The organism is Millisia brevis NBRC 105863, assembly GCF_001552615.1.
Lineage (GTDB): Bacteria > Actinomycetota > Actinomycetes > Mycobacteriales > Mycobacteriaceae > Millisia > Millisia brevis.
Genome location: NZ_BCRN01000004.1, coordinates 324,747 through 340,441 on the forward strand (window position 1 = coordinate 324,747; position 15,695 = coordinate 340,441).

The window sequence follows — 15,695 nt, forward strand, 5'->3', positions numbered from 1 at the left end:
CGGACGCATACATATCGGACCGAGCGGACTGCCCGGCCCGTCGGTACGGTACCGACATATGTCGCTCGCTCGAGCTCGACGTCCCGCCGCGGTCATCCGCGTCCTCGCCCTCGCGGGCATCGTTGTCGCAGGCGGGGTCGCGGGTGCGCCCGGGATCGCCGCCGCCCAGCCGGATATCGCCCAGCCCGGTATCGCCCGGCCCGGTTCGGGCGCCGTGGTTGTCGGGCCCGGTACCGGCTACGTCACCCTCGGTCCGCCGGGGGTGGGGACGACCTGTTCGTTCGGTGCGGTGGGCATGGACGATGCCGGTCGGCTGATCGGAGTGACCGCCGGACACTGCATCGCCCGCCCCGGCCTGGCCGTCGTGCCGGCCGCCGCCCCGTGGGTGGCGCCGATCGGGGTGACCGGCCCCCGCAGCGGAGCGGACTTCGGGGTCATCGAACTCGATCCGACCCGGGTGGCCCCGACCGCATCCCTCGGCGGGGTGACCGTCACCGCACTCGGAACCGCGGCGCCCGGCGACCCGGTCTGCAAGATCGGGCAGGGCACCGCGACCACCTGCGGCATCGTTCGGGAGGTGCGCTCCAACGGCGATCCGGTCTCCGATGCGCTGGCACTCTGGGGTGATTCCGGTGGCCCGTTGGTGCGCGGGACCGACCTGCTGGGCATCGTCAGCAGACCGGCCAGCGCACCGGGCGGCCCCACGATCTACACGGCGGTCCTGCCGAACCTCGCCGACCTCGCTCCCGGCGACCCCGGCCACGGCTTCGTGCCGGTGTCCTGAGCCTCGATTCGGCTGCCGGCTCCTCGCCGCCCGACAGCCTGTGGGCGGAGGTACACGTCCGCCGGGGACCTACACGTCGCCGCCGTCGAGCTTCGCCTGACCGCGGCCCCGCAGGAACTTGAAGCCGGGGATACCGACCACCGCTCGGCGCAGGTCCTCGGTGACCAGCAGCAATTCGTGCAGTTCGGGGGCGACCGTCTCCATCGTCGCCAGGATCGGCAGGAGGGCCTCGGCGCTGCGCTCGAGATCGGGCAACCGATCGAGCATGCCCATCAGGGCCCGCACCTCCTCGTCGGAGAGGGAGTCGGCGACCGTCTCGGCGTGGGGGAGCAGCTTCTGGGCGATCGGCTCGATCTCGGCGATCAGGGCGGCGGCCGAGTCGACGACACTGTTGGTCCGCTCGACGATCACGTCGGCCCGGCTCGCGATCACGTCGACCCGGGCGGTGACCCGGGCGGCCGCCTCCATGATCTCCGTCGTGGCCAGGAGGATCTGCTGGACACCGCCGACGAGTTGCTCGACCGTCGACAACAGGGCTGCGAGCCGATTCGGTGCGGCCACCAGAAATGTTGCGGTGCGGACCGACCAGTCCAGAGTTCCGCGTACGGCGGATACCACCGACCCGCCGGGAATGGGAACGTGCACGATCGCTGTGCTCACCTTCACATCTCTACCAGGACAATCGATATCATTCCGGTCGATCGTCCAAGAATATGTCGACGTTGCCGAATAGACACCATTGTGCAAGTTCGCTCCCCGGCGAAGCGGTGCGAGTAATTGCTAGCCTTCGCAGGTGGACGGTCTCGACGATATCGATCGCCTGTTGGTCGACGAACTGATTCGGGACGGCCGCGCGACGCTCGCGGTACTCGCGGAGAAGGCCGGTCTGTCCGTTTCCGCGGTTCAGGCCAGGGTGCGCCGCCTCGAGTCGAGGGGTGTGATCAGGGGGTATACCGCTCGGGTCGACTACGAAGCCCTCGGCCGGATGATGTCTGCATTTGTGGCGATAACGCCCTTCGATCCCGCAGCCGACGACGACGCCCCCGCGCGGCTGGCGCATATTCCGGAGATTTACTCCTGCCATTCCGTCGCGGGGGAGGACAGCTATCTGCTGCTGGTGCGAGTCGCGTCGCCGCGCGATCTCGAGCGGCTCCTCCAGGAAATCCGGGTCACCGCGAATGTCGCCACCCGCAGCACGATCATCCTGCAGACGTTCTACGACCGGGACCGCTAACCGGAAACGACGAAACGGGGGCGCCGCGATCGCGGCGCCCCCGTTCGTGCGTGAAATCGATCAGAGGATCTCGGTGAGCACCGCGCCCTGGGTGACCGCCGAACCGGGCTCCACCGACAGGCCGGTGACCGTACCCGACTTGTGCGCGTTGACCGGGTTCTCCATCTTCATCGCCTCGAGCACCGCGATCAGATCGCCCTCGGCGACCTCCTGGCCCTCGGTCACCGCGACCTTGACCACGGTGCCCTGCATCGGGGCGGTCACCGCATCGCCGGAAGCGGCCTTGGAGCCCGCGCCACCGCGGGTACGCGGCTTCGGCTTGCGACGGATCGCTCCGGACGCGGCCGGGGCGGCGGCGAGATCACCGGGCACCGACACCTCGACCCGGCGGCCGCCGACCTCGACGACGACGGTGCGCCGCGGCTGCTGCTCGTCCTCGTCGTCGACGACACCGGGAGCGGTGAACGGCTCGACGGTGTTGTCCCACTCGGTCTCGATCCAGCGGGTGTGCACGTCGAAGCCGGTGCCGTCACCGATGAATGCCGGATCGTCGAGCACCCTGCGGTGGAACGGGATCACCGTCGCGAGGCCCTCGACCACCATCTCGTCGAGTGCGCGACGCGACCGCGCCAGCGCCTCCTCGCGGGTGGCGCCGGTGACGATCAGCTTGGCGAGCATCGAGTCGAACTGTCCGCCGATGACCGAGCCGCTCTCGACGCCGGAGTCGACGCGGACGCCGGGGCCTTCCGGGGCCTTGAACACGGTGACCGGGCCGGGGGCCGGCAGGAAGCCGCGGCCGGCGTCCTCACCGTTGATGCGGAACTCGAAGGAGTGGCCGCGCGGGGCCGGATCCTCGGAGATCTCGAGCTTGTCGCCGTTGGCGATGCGGAACTGCTGGAGCACCAGGTCGATACCCGAGGTCTCCTCGGTGACCGGATGCTCCACCTGCAGGCGGGTGTTGACCTCGAGGAACGAGACCAGGCCGTCCTGGCCCACCAGGTACTCGACGGTCCCGGCGCCGTAGTAGCCGGCCTCCTGACAGATCGCCTTGGCGCTCGAGTGGATGCGCTCGCGCTGCTCGTCGGTCAGGAACGGGGCCGGAGCCTCCTCGACCAGCTTCTGGAAGCGGCGCTGCAGCGAGCAGTCGCGGGTGCCGGCGACGATGACGTTGCCGTGCTGATCGGCGATCACCTGGGCCTCGACGTGGCGCGGCTTGTCCAGGTAACGCTCGACGAAGCACTCACCACGACCGAAGGCGGCGACCGCCTCGCGGGTGGCGGACTCGAACAGCTCCGGGATCTCCTCGCGGGTGCGGGCGACCTTCATACCGCGACCGCCGCCGCCGAAGGCCGCCTTGATGGCGATCGGCAGGCCGTGCTCGTCGACGAAGTCCAGGATCTCCCGGGCGTCCTTGACCGGGTCGGCCGTGCCGGGCACCGAGGGAGCCTTGGCGCGGGCGGCGATGTGGCGGGCGGTCACCTTGTCGCCGAGGTCGCGAATCGACTGCGGCGACGGGCCGATCCAGATCAGGCCGGCGTCGATGACCGCCTGCGCGAACTCCGCGTTCTCCGACAGGAAGCCGTAGCCCGGGTGGATCGCGTCGGCGCCGGACTTGCGGGCCGCGTCCAGGATCTTGTCGATCACCAGGTAGGACTCGGCGGAGGTCTGACCACCGAGCGCGAAGGCCTCGTCGGCGAGGCGAACGAAGGGCGCGTCGGCGTCGGGTTCGGCGTACACCGCCACCGATCCGTACCCGGCATCCCGGGCGGCGCGTATCACCCGCACCGCGATTTCGCCTCGATTGGCGACGAGCACCTTCGAGATGCGGGCGGCGGCATGTGTTGCCACGGATCCTCCTGACATGCGATGCGTATCTGCTGGTCGCACACGACGAAGGGTGCTCCGTGCGTGCGAGTCTCCTTTCGGAGTCTAGGCATCGCTGTGCGGCGACATGCAGATACCCGGTGGGTATCGGCGATCTCACAGTGCCGGTGGCACCGGTCGTTCGGCGCGACGACGCCTCCGGGTCAGCTGGTCAACCGCACCTTGATGCGAGCGAGCATCGCCGACATTCCACGCATACGCAGCGGGCTGACCACCTCGTCGAGGCCCAGCCGGTCGATGAACGCGTCCGGTACGGCCAGGATCTCCGCGCGCGAGATGCCGTCGAGACCCTGCTGAAGGATCGCCGCGAAGCCGCGGGTGGTCGGTGCCTCCGGCGGCGCGCTGAAGTGCAACCGCACGTGCTCCGGATCGGCCGCGTCGACCGAAAGGAACAGCGGCGATTGGCATTCCGGGACCGGTTCCATCGCCGACTGCTCGAGTTCCGCCGGCAGCGGTGCGAGCTCGCGGCCGAACTCGATCAGCATCGTGGTGCGGTCGCGCGGACCGACCGCCTCGAAGTCGTCGACGATCTCGGCCAGGGCCGCCGGCAGCGCGGTCTCCGGCGGCCGGCCGTCGGCCGAATCGCTCACAGGGAGCCGGGTTCCTCGCCCTTGACGATCGGGGCCCGCACCGCATTGCCCCACTCGGTCCACGAGCCGTCGTAGTTGCGCACGTTCTCGAAGCCCAGCAGATGCGTCAACACGAACCAGGTATGCGAGGAGCGCTCGCCGATACGGCAATACGCGGTCACCGGGGCGTTGGGATCGAGATCGCCGTAGATCACGTCGAGCTCGGCGCGCTTGCGGAAGCGCGCGTCCGGGGCGGCCGCCTTGGCCCACGGGATCGAGATCGCGGTCGGGATGTGGCCACCGCGCAGGGCGCCCTCCTGGGGGTACTCCGGCATGTGGGTCCGCTCGCCGGTGTACTCCGGGACCGAACGCACGTCGACCAGCGCGGTCTTGCCGAGCTCGTCGATCACCCGCTCCTTGAAGGCGCGGATGACCGAGTCGTCTCGCTCGACGACCGGATAATCGGTCGGGCCGGGCTCCGGGTAGTCGAAGTCGGTCTCCCGGTTCTCCGCCATCCAGGCATCCCGTCCACCGTCGAGCAGGCGCACGTCCGGGTGGCCGAAGAGGGTGAACACCCACAGGGCGTAGGCGGCCCACCAGTTGTTCTTGTCGCCGTAGATGACCACGGTGTCGGTGCGGGCGATGCCCTTGCGGTTCATCAGATCGGCGAAGGACTCACCGTCGATGTAGTCGCGGTCGACCGGGTCGTTCAGGTCGAGATGCCAGTCGATCTTCACCGCACCGGGGATATGTCCGACGTCGTAGAGCAACACATCCTCGTCGGATTCGACCACGCGCAACCCGGGGGTGCCGAGATGCGCCGAGAGCCATTCGGTGGACACCAGTCGTTCGGGATGCGCAAACTCTGCAAATGCAGGGTTGGAATCAATCTCGACGGGCAACGTCTGCTCCTGTCCGGTTGGGCCTGCACGATGACGAAATGACCGATAGGACACGAGATGTTGTGGAATCGGTCCGTTATCCACCAGGGAAAAGTACTGGGTGTAAGCTCTCGAGCGGTGTAGCAACCGGTGACAAGTTGGTCACCGTTGGCCACCATGTTGTCACGGGTATGCGATCACCGTAGGCGGTGGTAGCTGCGCCGGGTCCCGTGCCCGGTCACCGGGCCGGGTGCTCCGGCGCTTCGTCGGGGGGAGCATCGGCGTACGCGCGCCCGGTGACCCCGGCCGACCGCGACCCGGGCCCGCCGTGCTCAGTCCCCGGTCGGGTTGGCCGCCCACAGCGCGGCGATGTCGACGCCGACGGCCGCGAGCAGACGCCGAACCAGCGGCAGCCCGATGCCGATGACCGATGACGGATCGCCGTCGATCCCGTCGATGAACCAGCCGCTGCGGCCGTCGAGAGTGAACGAGCCCGCGACCGCCAGCGGCTCCCCGGACGCGATATAGGCGTCGAGCTCGCGCGCGGTCGGGGACCCGAAATGCACCACGGTCGAAGAGTGGTCGACCGCCTCCGCGGTCACCGCTGCGTCCACGACGACCACCACCGCGTGACCGGTGAGCAGTCGGCCGGAGTTGCCGGACATCGACCGCCACTGGGCGTGCGCGGCCGCCGCGTCCACGGGCTTGCTGACCAGGGCGCCGCCGATCGCCAGCATCGAGTCGCACCCGATCACCACCGCCGTCGACGGCAGGTCGGGGTCCGAGCCGATCGCCTCGGCGATGCTCAGCGCCTTGGCCCGCGCGAGTGCCTCGACGACCGTCGCGTCGTCGGCGTCCGCCGGCAGCGCCGCGGCGACGGCGTCCTCGTCGACTCCGGATACCCGGACGATCGGCTCGACGCCCGCCGCTCGCAGCACCGCCAACCGCGCCGGCGATGCCGACGCGAGGATCAGGCGCACGGAACGCTTCCGTGCGGGATCACCACGAGCGGCGCAGGCTCTCCGCGGCCGGGGAGACCAACCGGCTCGGGCGATGCTGATCGGTCGGCAGACCCCAGGCGCTGCGCACCGCGGAGGTCGTCGACTCGGGAGCCGACCGCAGACCGGAGAACAGCACCACCAGGGTGGCGATGTCCTCGTCGGTCGGGTTCCCGGAGACCACACGCAGGAACGGCGGCTCCGGCTTGGTCGCGTCGTCGGCGCTCATGATCCCTTCCGAATTCTCGGCGTTCGCGGAGCTCACAGCGTTGTCGGTGTTCGCGGAGCTCACAGGGGAATGTTCCCGTGCTTCTTCGGCGGCACATCGACAGCCTTGCGTTCCAGCAACGACAGCGCGGCCACGATCTGCCCGCGGGTATGGCTCGGCGGTACCACCGCGTCGACGTAGCCGCGCTCCGCCGCCACGTACGGGTTCACCAGGGTGTCCTCGTACTCGTTCTGCAGCTCGACGCGCAGGGCGTCGATGTCCTCGCCGTCCTTGGCCGCCGTCTTGAGCCGATCCCGGTAGACGAAGCCCACCGCGCCGGAGGCGCCCATGACCGCGATCTGCGCGGTCGGCCAGGCGAGGTTCAGATCGGCGCCCATGTGCTTGGAACCCATGACGTCGTAGGCGCCGCCGTAGGCCTTGCGGGTGATCACGGTGATCTTGCCGACCGTGGCCTCGCCGTAGGCGTAGAGCAGCTTGGCGCCGCGCCGGATGATGCCGTTGTACTCCTGGCCGGTACCGGGCAGGAAGCCCGGCACGTCGACCAGCGTCAGCACCGGGACGTTGAACGCGTCGCAGGTGCGCACGAAGCGCGCGGCCTTCTCGGAGGCGTCGATGTCCAGGCAGCCGGCGAAGTGCATCGGCTGATTGGCCACGATGCCGACGCTGCGCCCGTCGATGCGGCCGAAGCCGACGATGATGTTGCGGGCGCGGTTCTCCTGGACCTCGAGGAATTCGTCGTCGTCGAGCAGGCGGCGGATCACCTCGTGCATGTCGTACGGGGTATTCGGCGAGTCCGGGATGATCGAGTCGAGCTCGAGATCCTCCGGCGTCAACGACTCCTCGATCGACCCGACGATCGGATCCGACGGCTCGAGACGCGGCGGCGCGGTCCGGTTGTTGCTCGGCAGGTAGGACAGCAGATCGCGGACGTAGTCGAGCGCATCCTGCTCACCGGAGGCGACGTAGTGCGCCACGCCGGATTTCTCCATGTGGGTCTGCGCGCCGCCGAGGTCCTCCATCGTGACCTCTTCGCCGGTGACCGTTTTGATGACGTCCGGGCCGGTGACGAACATCTGGCTGGTGCCGTCGACCATCACGACGAAGTCGGTTAGCGCGGGGGAGTAGACGTGTCCGCCGGCCGCGGGGCCCATGATCAGCGAGATCTGCGGGACGACGCCGGATGCGCGCACATTGCGGTGGAAGATCTCGCCGTACAGGCCGAGCGAGACGACGCCCTCCTGAATACGGGCGCCGGCGCCCTCGTTGATGCCGATCAGCGGCTTGCCGGTGCGCACCGCCAGGTCCATGACCTTGACGATCTTCTCGCCGTAGACCTCGCCGAGGGAGCCGCCGAAGACGGTGGCGTCCTGGGAGAAGACGCAGACCTCGCGGCCGTCGATCGTGCCGTAGCCGGTGACGACACCGTCGCCGGTCGGACGCTTGTCGGCGAGGCCGAAGTTCTTCGAGCGGTGCCGGGCGAGCGCGTCGAGCTCGACGAACGATCCCTCGTCGAGCAGGGCGAGAACCCGCTCACGCGCGGTGAGCTTGCCCTTGGCATGAACGCGGTCCGCGGCCTCCGGGCCGGACGGCTGCGCGGCATCGGCAAGCCGGTTGCGCAGGTCGGCGATCTTGCCCGCGGTGGTGTGAATGTCTGGTGCCGCGGCGTCGGCAGCCGAGGAATCCTGCACGCTGGTCATGCCGTCACTGTATAGGCCGGCCATATGCTGGCCGGCATGGATGGAGCAACAACCGCCCGAACGCCGTTGCAGATCACACGGTTGCGGGAGGGTTTGACCGCCGGTTCGGCGGCGCGCTGGTCGCGGGTGGACGTCGTCGAGGAGACCGGATCGACCAACGCCGATCTGCTGGCCGGCGCGGCCGACCTGCCCGATCGGACGGTGCTGCTCGCGGAGTATCAGGTCCGCGGCCGCGGCCGTCACAACCGGTCCTTCGTCGCCCCGCCGCGCAGTCAGGTCGCCGTCTCGACGCTGATCGATCTCGGCGGGATCGATCCGGCCGGTTTGGGGTGGTTGCCGCTGCTCACCGGGGTGGTGGTGACCGATACGGTGCGTGCGCTCGGCGTCGACGCCCGCCTGAAATGGCCCAACGACGTGCTGGTCGAGGGCCGCAAGATCGCCGGCATCCTGGTCGAGGTCGCGCCCGGCGGTCGTGCCGTGATCGGCGTCGGCCTCAATGTGCACCTGTCCGAGGAGGAATTGCCCGTCCCCACCGCGACATCGCTCGACCTGGTCGGCGCCGGAATCGATCGGGCCGGTCTCGATCGTGCAGGCGTCGATGGCACCGCTGTCGATCGCACCGAGGTGGCCATCGACTATCTGCGCCGGCTCGCCGATCGGATCGACGCCTGGCGCGACGACGCGCGGGCGGGCGCCGATGTGGCCGCCGACTATCGGCTGCGCTGCTCCACGATCGGCCTGCGGGTGCGCGTCGAACTGCCCGGCGACGAGGAACTGATCGGGACCGCCCGCGACGTCGACCGATACGGGCGGCTGCTCGTCGTCGACGATCGTGGCGTCGATACCGCGGTCTCGGCCGGCGACGTCACCCACGTCCGACCGGTCTGAGCCGCGGCGAATCGGTCCTGTGGGCGCGGCGAATCCGGACCGTCGTGGCATCATCGATGACGATGCGCCGGTGGCGGATCTCGTGCTCCGGCTATCGGAAGGGAAGCGACCATGGCGTTCCCCGATGACGGCCTGGCCCCGGACGAGGAACTGCTCGTCCATCGCCACCCGCATTGGAAGACGCTGGTCGGACCGACCGCCTATCTGCTGATCGTCACCTTCGTCTGCTCCTTCCTGTACGGACTGGTCCAGGCCCGTCTGAGCGGCTCCACCGGAGGCGCCTTCGGGTGGGTGGTGTTGGCGATCTGGCTGGGCCTGCTCGGCTGGCTGGCGGTATGGCCGGTGATCAGCTGGCGGTTCACCCACTTCGTGGTCACCGACCGACGGGTGATGTTCCGGCACGGTGTGTTCACCACGCAGGGCATCGACATCCCGCTCGGGCGCATCAGCAACGTGCAGTTCTTCCACGATTTCATCGACCGCCTCCTGGGCACCGGGAAGCTGACGATCACCTCGGCCGCCCAGGATCCGCTCGAATTCGACAACATTCCGAACGTCGAGCGCGTCCACAATCTGCTGTACCTGCAGGTGTTCGACGCCATGCAACTCGAGGACGACGCCCTGGAGGACGTCGAGTCCAAGGACAAGTAGTTACGAATCGAGTTGTCAATCGGTCCGACTGCCGGCGGACCGCCGTACTCTCTCACTGTGAGCGCGGTATTGCTGGCCGAAGACGACGAGGCGATCGCGGCTCCGCTTGCGCGGGCGTTGGGCCGAGAGGGCTATCGGGTCACCGTCGCGGCAAACGGACCGGACGCGGTGGACGCGGCGTTGACCGGCGACTACAACCTACTGATTCTCGATCTCGGGCTGCCCGGCATGGACGGCCTGGAGGTCTGCCGACTGGTGCGGCGTGACGCCTCCGATGTGGCCGTGTTGATCCTGACCGCCCGCACCGACGAGGTCGACTTCGTGGTCGGACTCGACGCCGGCGCCGACGACTACGTCGGTAAACCCTTCCGGTTGGCCGAGTTGATGGCCCGCGTCCGCGCGCTGCTGCGCCGCCGCGGCGGCCTGGACGACTCGGCGATCGAGATCGCCAACGTGCGGCTCGAGCCCGCCGCCCGCCGGGTGCTGATCGACGGCAGCGAGGTGATCCTGGCCAACAAGGAATACGAGCTGCTGAAGTTCCTGATGGATCGCGCCGGACAGGTGGTCGCGCGCGAGGACATCATGCGTGCGGTCTGGGGTGACGTCGAACTGCGCGGCTCGAAGACCCTCGATATGCACATGTCCTGGTTGCGCCGAAAGATCGGCGACGAGGGCTCGGTCGCCGAGCGGCGTATCGCGACCGTCCGTGGGGTCGGCTTCCGCTTCAACGCCGGCTGACCCGGGTGCGTCGCCGGATTCTGTGGTCGCTGCTCGCGGTGGTGCTCTGCACCGCGGTGATGCTGGGCGTGCCGTTGGCCTATACCGCCTGGATGTGGGTGGAGAACATCACCCGCGACGATATGCGTCGGCGCCTCGATCAGATCGCGACCGAGGTGATCGCCCAGGAGGGGCCGCAGGGCTTCGTCATCGGGGACCTGGACCTGTCCGCGATCCGTCTCGCGGTGCCCCCCGACGCCCGCCTGCTGGTCGAGTACCCGGTCGCGGGGGAGCAGATGCGCACCGCCGAGGTCGGCCCCGACTCGGTGCCGTCACCGCTGATCGAAGAGATTCAGATGGGGCGATCGGGCACGCTGGTGTTGGCGATGCCGACCGACCGCCTCGACGCGAGCCGACTGCAGGTGGTGGTGGCCGTGTCGGCGACGGTCGCGGCGTCGGCGGCGGTGGCGACCCTGGTGGCCGGCATCACCTCGCGGCGCCTGGCCGAGCCGATGCGCCGGCTCGCCGGGCGCGCCGAGCGACTCAGCGACGGCGACTTCCGCGTCGACTCCACCGAATACGACATCGCCGAACTCGACCGGATCTCGCGCACCCTCAATCGCGCGGCCGCCGAGGTGGTCGACCGACTCCAACGCGAGCATGCCCTGGTCGCCGACGTCTCCCATCAACTGCGCAGCCGCCTGACCGCGATCCGACTGCGCCTCGACGAGCTGGTCGACTACCCGGATCCGGCGGTGGTCGACGAGGCGAACGAGGCGATATCCCAGGTCGACCGGCTGTCGTCCGCGATCGACGAGCTGCTGCACGCATCGCGGTCCGACGGGGCCGCCCACGCGATCGAGATCCCGCTGGTCGGCGAACTCGAGGCGATCCTGGTCGACTGGCGCGACCAGTTCCGCCGGGCCGGTCGCGAGCTGACCCTGGAGGCGGAGGAGGAGATCTCCGCGCGGGTCACCGGGTCGCGGCTGCGGGAGTCGATCGGAGTGCTCGTCCACAACGCGCTCGTCCATGGCGGCGGGAACTGTGTGGTCTCGCTGCGGTCGATCTCGTCGCAGGTCCTCGGCCGTCCCGAGCGGACCGCGTGCATCGAGGTCGCCGATCAGGGGCCGGGGATCGCCGAGGAGTTGGCCCCGCACATCTTCGACCGGGGGGTGTCCGGTGCGGGGTCGACCGGTGTCGGTCTGGCCCTGGCGCGCGCCCTGATCGAGGCGGACGGCGGCCGCATCAAGTTGCGGCGCTTCCAGCCGCCGATCTTCGCGGTCTTCCTGCCGATCGAGTCGGGCCGGGACCGTGCGGACGACACCGGGGTGCGGGCGGCGATCGACGCCGAACCCCGCTGACGGGGTCGAAGCGCGCCGGCGGCCGGTGAATCAGGGGCGGCCCGCGGTCGGCTCGGGTGTCTCCGTGCCGGCGAGAGCCGGGGCGGTCTCCCGGAGATCCTCGGGGAATGCGAATCGCCGCAGCGCCCAGAACCGGAAGGCCATCTGCGCCAGGTTGCCGATGATGTAGTTGAGAACGAAGTCCATCAACACCAGGGCGGTGCGGCTGTCGAGCTCGGCGCGGACGTTCAGCAGGTTGTTGGCCACCCACATCGGCGTCGCCGCGATCAGCACACCGATACCGCTGATTCCGAAGAACAGCAGTGCCTCGTGGTGCATGCGGCGGCCGCCGCGGTTTTTGAACGACCAGCCCCGATTGAGCAGGTAGCTGAGGATGGTCGCCATGACGCCCGAGATGATCTTGGCGATCGTCGGCTTCTGCTCCATGACCGTGAGGGCCAACGAGTAGAAGATGACCAGATCGAATACCATCGTGGTCGCTCCGACGATTGCAAATTTGAGCAATTCGGAGTGCCTGATGACGATCTCACGCAACGGTCGAGGCAGGGCCTCGACGACGGTCTGGACAAGTGGCACGGCTTACCAGACTACTCGAGCTGTCGTCCGAGTCGACTTTCGGCACGCTGCAGCGGGCCGCGCCCGGCAGGACATGACACGATACCCAGCGTGACCGCACCCTCGCAGCGCTCCGTCCACCACCGGGCCCTCCCGGTGGTGGCCATGGTCGGCGGCGGCCAATTGGCCCGGATGACCCATCAGGCCGCGGTGGCCCTCGGACAGACCCTCCGTGTCCTCGCCGCCGACGCGGGTGACCCGGCGGCCCTGGTCAGCCCGAACGTCGTCCTCGGTTCCCACGACGATCTCGACGCGCTGCGGCGCGTCGCCGAGGGCGCCACCGCGCTGACCTTCGACCACGAACACGTACCGACCGAGTACCTGCGGACGCTGGTCACCGAGGGAGTGGCGGTCCACCCGCCGCCGGAGGCGCTGATCTTCGCGCAGGACAAGGCGGCGATGCGCCGCCGGCTCGCCGAACTCGGCTACCCGGTGCCGCCGTTCGCCGTGGTCGCGACGGTCGACGAGGTGCGGCAGTTCGTCGCCGAGCACGGTCCGGCGGTGCTCAAGACCACCCGCGGCGGATACGACGGCCGCGGCGTCTGGTTCATCGAGCCGCCCACCGACGACGATGTCGACTTCGACGCCCGGGTCTCGGAGATCCTCGCGAGCGGTGTCGACATCCTGATCGAGCAGCGCGTGCCGATGGTGCGCGAGCTGTCGGCGATGGTGGCGCGCTCGCCCTACGGCCAGGGTGCGGCGTGGCCGGTGGTCGAGACGGTGCAGCGCAACGGCCAGTGCGCGGTGGTCCTCGCGCCCGCCCCCGGGCTGTCCGAGGAACGGTCGCGGGCCGCCCAGGAGATGGCGTTGGGCCTGGCGCAGATCCTCGGCACGGTCGGGGTGATGGCGGTCGAGATGTTCGAGACCGTCGACGGGCTGGTGATCAACGAACTGGCGATGCGCCCGCACAACTCGGGGCATTGGTCGATGAACGGCTGCGTCACCTCCCAGTTCGAGCAGCACGTCCGGGCGGTCGTCGACTATCCGCTCGGCGCGACGACCGCGACCGCGCCGGTGACCGTCATGGCCAATGTGCTCGGCGCGCCCGAGACGCCGACGATGTCGATGGACGAGCGGGTCCACCACCTGATGGCGCGCTTCCCGGATGCGCACGTGCATCTCTACGGCAAGGGCGAACGCAAGGACCGCAAGATCGGCCACGTGAACATCGTCGGACCGGCGACCTCGAGCCCGAACGACCCGGCCTCGGTCGCGGCGATCCGCGAGAAGGCCGAACTCGCGGCGCACTGGTTGTCCCACGGCGAATGGACCGACGGATGGAAGCCGGAATGACCACCCCCGAAGCAGCACAACCCGCCCCGCCCGTCGGCATCATCATGGGCAGCGATTCCGACTGGCCGACGATGGAACCGGCCGCCGAGGCGCTGGCCGAGTTCGGTCTGCGCTTCGAGGTCGGCGTCGTCTCGGCGCACCGCACCCCCGACCGGATGCTCGACTACGCCCGCACCGCGGCCGACCGCGGGGTGCGGGTGATCATCGCCGGAGCCGGGGGAGCCGCCCACCTGCCGGGCATGGTCGCCGCCGCCACCCCGCTGCCGGTGATCGGCGTGCCGGTGCCGCTGAAGTATCTCGACGGGATGGACTCGCTGCTGTCGATCGTCCAGATGCCGGCCGGGGTGCCGGTGGCGACGGTGTCGATCGGCGGCGGCCGCAACGCCGGACTGCTCGCCGTGCGCATCCTCGGCGCCTCGGACGCCGGCTTGCGCACCCGCATGGTGCGTTTCCAGGAGGACCTGGAGCGGCTGGTCGAGCAGAAGGACGATGCGCTGCGCCGGAAACTGCTCGGCTAGCGGAACGGTGGGTGCGATGAAGGCGCGGGTCGGGCGGCTGCGGACCGCCGCGCGCGGCAAGACATCGGTCGTGGTGGTGACCGCGGTGGCCCTGCTCTGGGGGCGGATCTGCGGCGGCCGGGGGTCCTGGAACCCGGAGTACCGGCTCTACGTCTGCGCCGGGATGCGCGCCGGCTTCGCCCGCGGCGGCACCTGCGTCGGCGGGGTCTTCCTCACCGGCACGGCCGAACCGCGCGATCGGTTGCTGAGGCACGAGGCCGTACACGCGGATCAGTGGGCACGCCACGGCGTGACCTTCCCGTTCCGGTACCTGCGCGAGGAGATGCGCAACCCCGGCGTGAAGAACCGCTTCGAGGTGGCCGCCGGTCTCGAGGACGGCGGCTACGTCAAGCGCGGCGGAACGGTCCCCGAACCCGCCCCGAAGCGCCGACCGAAGAGCCGGCCGGCGACCGATCCGAATGCGAACGGCCACCGACCGGCAGCGGACTAGTTTTCGGCCCTAGTTGCCGTCGAAGGTGGCCGAGCGTCGACCCAGGAAGGCCGACAGCGCCTCGGTGTGATCGGCGGTGTGATGGGACAGCGCCTGCAGGGCCGCGGACAGCTCGAGCAGGGTGTCCAGGTCGACCCGCTGCCCCTCGCGCAGCAGCCGCTTGGTCATCCGCAGCGCGTTCGGCGGATTGACCGCCACCCGGTCGGCCAACTCCCGCGCGGCGGTCAGCAGGTTCTCCGGTTCGACGACCCGCGAGACCATGCCCCATTCCAGGGCGGTCGCGGCGTCGACCCGATCACCGGTGAAGGACATCTCCGCGGCCCGGGCCGCGCCGATCGCCCGCGGCAGCAGCCACGCGCCGCCGTCGCCGGGGATGATGCCGAGCTTGACGAACGACTCCGCGAAGAAGGCGGTCGACGAGGCGATCCGCATATCGCACATCATCGCCAGATCGCAGCCCGCGCCGACCGCCGGACCGTTGACCGCGGCGATGATCGGCACCTCACAGTGGTAGATCGCCTTCGGGATGCGCTGGATGCCGGTGCGGTACCCCTCGCGCAGCTTGTGCGGCGCGCCGCCGAACATGCCGGCCCGATCGGCCATGTCCTTGACGTTGCCGCCGGCGGAGAAGGCGCTGCCCGCGCCGGTCAGGATCACGACGCGGGTGTCGATATCGGCGTTGGCTTCCGCGGCCAGATCGACCAGCCGCGCGATGACGTCGGCATCCGAGATCGGGTTGCGCTGGTCGGGGAGGTTGAGCGTCCAGGTGACGACGTTGCCGTCCTTGCTGCTGATAACCGCATCGGATGGGGAAACAGCATCGGCCGCCATCGGGGCTCCTTCACATCGGGTGGGGTCGGCCGGCGGGGTGCCACCGGCCGCCTCA

At 69.5% G+C, this 15,695-nt stretch carries 18 protein-coding genes; 9 read left to right on the forward strand and 9 right to left on the reverse strand.

Annotation, left to right across the window (positions count from 1 at the left end; genetic code table 11):
• Positions 1-58: 58 nt before the first annotated feature.
• Positions 59-784: a chymotrypsin family serine protease gene (locus tag MB1_RS08030; RefSeq protein WP_066905480.1), complete on the forward strand. Its 726-nt coding sequence runs from the start codon at positions 59-61 to the stop codon at positions 782-784.
• Between the two features lie 69 nt (positions 785-853).
• Here MB1_RS08030 and MB1_RS08035 read toward each other — a convergent pair whose 3' ends face one another.
• A complete protein-coding gene (locus MB1_RS08035; RefSeq protein WP_157083949.1) occupies positions 854-1,444 on the reverse strand; it encodes a ribulose-1,5-bisphosphate carboxylase/oxygenase large subunit in 591 nt (196 codons plus the stop codon).
• 133 nt (positions 1,445-1,577) lie between these two features.
• Here MB1_RS08035 and MB1_RS08040 point away from each other — a divergent pair, with 133 nt between their 5' ends.
• Positions 1,578-2,018, forward strand: coding sequence for an Lrp/AsnC family transcriptional regulator (locus MB1_RS08040; protein WP_066905484.1), 441 nt, complete (start codon positions 1,578-1,580; stop codon positions 2,016-2,018).
• Between the two features lie 60 nt (positions 2,019-2,078).
• Here MB1_RS08040 and MB1_RS08045 read toward each other — a convergent pair whose 3' ends face one another.
• From MB1_RS08045 to MB1_RS08070, 6 genes are all read right to left on the reverse strand, one after another.
• Entirely contained in the window at positions 2,079-3,866 is a 1,788-nt protein-coding gene (locus MB1_RS08045; protein ID WP_066905486.1) for an acetyl/propionyl/methylcrotonyl-CoA carboxylase subunit alpha, read from the reverse strand.
• A gap of 179 nt (positions 3,867-4,045) precedes the next feature.
• Complete coding sequence (locus MB1_RS08050; protein WP_066905487.1) at positions 4,046-4,492, reverse strand: SufE family protein; 447 nt, start codon at positions 4,490-4,492, stop codon at positions 4,046-4,048.
• Positions 4,489-5,373 carry a sulfurtransferase gene (locus MB1_RS08055; RefSeq protein ID WP_066905490.1) on the reverse strand — a complete coding sequence of 295 codons (885 nt, stop codon included), beginning with the start codon at positions 5,371-5,373 and terminating at the stop codon, positions 4,489-4,491. Before MB1_RS08055 ends, MB1_RS08050 begins: the two co-directional genes overlap by 4 nt.
• 311 nt (positions 5,374-5,684) lie before the next feature.
• Positions 5,685-6,332, reverse strand: coding sequence for a Maf family protein (locus tag MB1_RS08060; RefSeq protein ID WP_066905492.1), 648 nt, complete (start codon positions 6,330-6,332; stop codon positions 5,685-5,687).
• Between the two features lie 19 nt (positions 6,333-6,351).
• Complete coding sequence (locus MB1_RS08065) at positions 6,352-6,579, reverse strand: acyl-CoA carboxylase subunit epsilon (protein WP_066905678.1); 228 nt, start codon at positions 6,577-6,579, stop codon at positions 6,352-6,354.
• A 59-nt stretch (positions 6,580-6,638) separates the two neighbouring features.
• Positions 6,639-8,276, reverse strand: coding sequence for an acyl-CoA carboxylase subunit beta (locus MB1_RS08070; RefSeq protein ID WP_066905680.1), 1,638 nt, complete (start codon positions 8,274-8,276; stop codon positions 6,639-6,641).
• Between the two features lie 36 nt (positions 8,277-8,312).
• Between MB1_RS08070 and MB1_RS08075 the strand changes: the two genes are divergently transcribed.
• The 4 genes from MB1_RS08075 to MB1_RS08090 all read left to right on the forward strand — a co-directional run bounded on the left by MB1_RS08075 (position 8,313) and on the right by MB1_RS08090 (position 11,893).
• Positions 8,313-9,164: a biotin--[acetyl-CoA-carboxylase] ligase gene (locus tag MB1_RS08075; RefSeq protein WP_157083950.1), complete on the forward strand. Its 852-nt coding sequence runs from the start codon at positions 8,313-8,315 to the stop codon at positions 9,162-9,164.
• A 111-nt stretch (positions 9,165-9,275) separates the two neighbouring features.
• Positions 9,276-9,815, forward strand: coding sequence for a PH domain-containing protein (locus tag MB1_RS08080; protein WP_066905495.1), 540 nt, complete (start codon positions 9,276-9,278; stop codon positions 9,813-9,815).
• 57 nt (positions 9,816-9,872) lie between these two features.
• Positions 9,873-10,553 (forward strand): response regulator transcription factor, encoded by a 681-nt coding sequence (locus MB1_RS08085; protein ID WP_066905497.1) that lies wholly within the window; start codon positions 9,873-9,875, stop codon positions 10,551-10,553.
• A 5-nt stretch (positions 10,554-10,558) separates the two neighbouring features.
• Positions 10,559-11,893 carry a sensor histidine kinase gene (locus MB1_RS08090; protein WP_066905499.1) on the forward strand — a complete coding sequence of 445 codons (1,335 nt, stop codon included), beginning with the start codon at positions 10,559-10,561 and terminating at the stop codon, positions 11,891-11,893.
• 30 nt (positions 11,894-11,923) lie between these two features.
• On the opposite strand, the gene MB1_RS08095 is transcribed toward MB1_RS08090, so the two are convergent.
• On the reverse strand, positions 11,924-12,469 hold the full coding sequence (locus tag MB1_RS08095) for a GtrA family protein (protein ID WP_066905682.1): 546 nt from the start codon (positions 12,467-12,469) through the stop codon (positions 11,924-11,926).
• A gap of 144 nt (positions 12,470-12,613) precedes the next feature.
• Between MB1_RS08095 and MB1_RS08100 the strand changes: the two genes are divergently transcribed.
• Genes MB1_RS08100 through MB1_RS08110 form a run of 3 tightly spaced genes read left to right on the forward strand, consistent with a single transcriptional unit; the run spans position 12,614 to position 14,809 of the window.
• Positions 12,614-13,801 (forward strand): 5-(carboxyamino)imidazole ribonucleotide synthase, encoded by a 1,188-nt coding sequence (locus MB1_RS08100; RefSeq protein ID WP_245650102.1) that lies wholly within the window; start codon positions 12,614-12,616, stop codon positions 13,799-13,801.
• Positions 13,798-14,319 carry a 5-(carboxyamino)imidazole ribonucleotide mutase gene (gene purE, locus MB1_RS08105; RefSeq protein ID WP_066905501.1) on the forward strand — a complete coding sequence of 174 codons (522 nt, stop codon included), beginning with the start codon at positions 13,798-13,800 and terminating at the stop codon, positions 14,317-14,319. Before MB1_RS08100 ends, purE begins: the two co-directional genes overlap by 4 nt.
• Positions 14,320-14,335: 16 nt before the next feature.
• On the forward strand, positions 14,336-14,809 hold the full coding sequence (locus MB1_RS08110) for a hypothetical protein (RefSeq protein ID WP_369406851.1): 474 nt from the start codon (positions 14,336-14,338) through the stop codon (positions 14,807-14,809).
• A gap of 9 nt (positions 14,810-14,818) precedes the next feature.
• Here MB1_RS08110 and MB1_RS08115 read toward each other — a convergent pair whose 3' ends face one another.
• Positions 14,819-15,640: a crotonase/enoyl-CoA hydratase family protein gene (locus MB1_RS08115; protein WP_066905503.1), complete on the reverse strand. Its 822-nt coding sequence runs from the start codon at positions 15,638-15,640 to the stop codon at positions 14,819-14,821.
• Between the last annotated feature and the right edge of the window lie 55 nt (positions 15,641-15,695).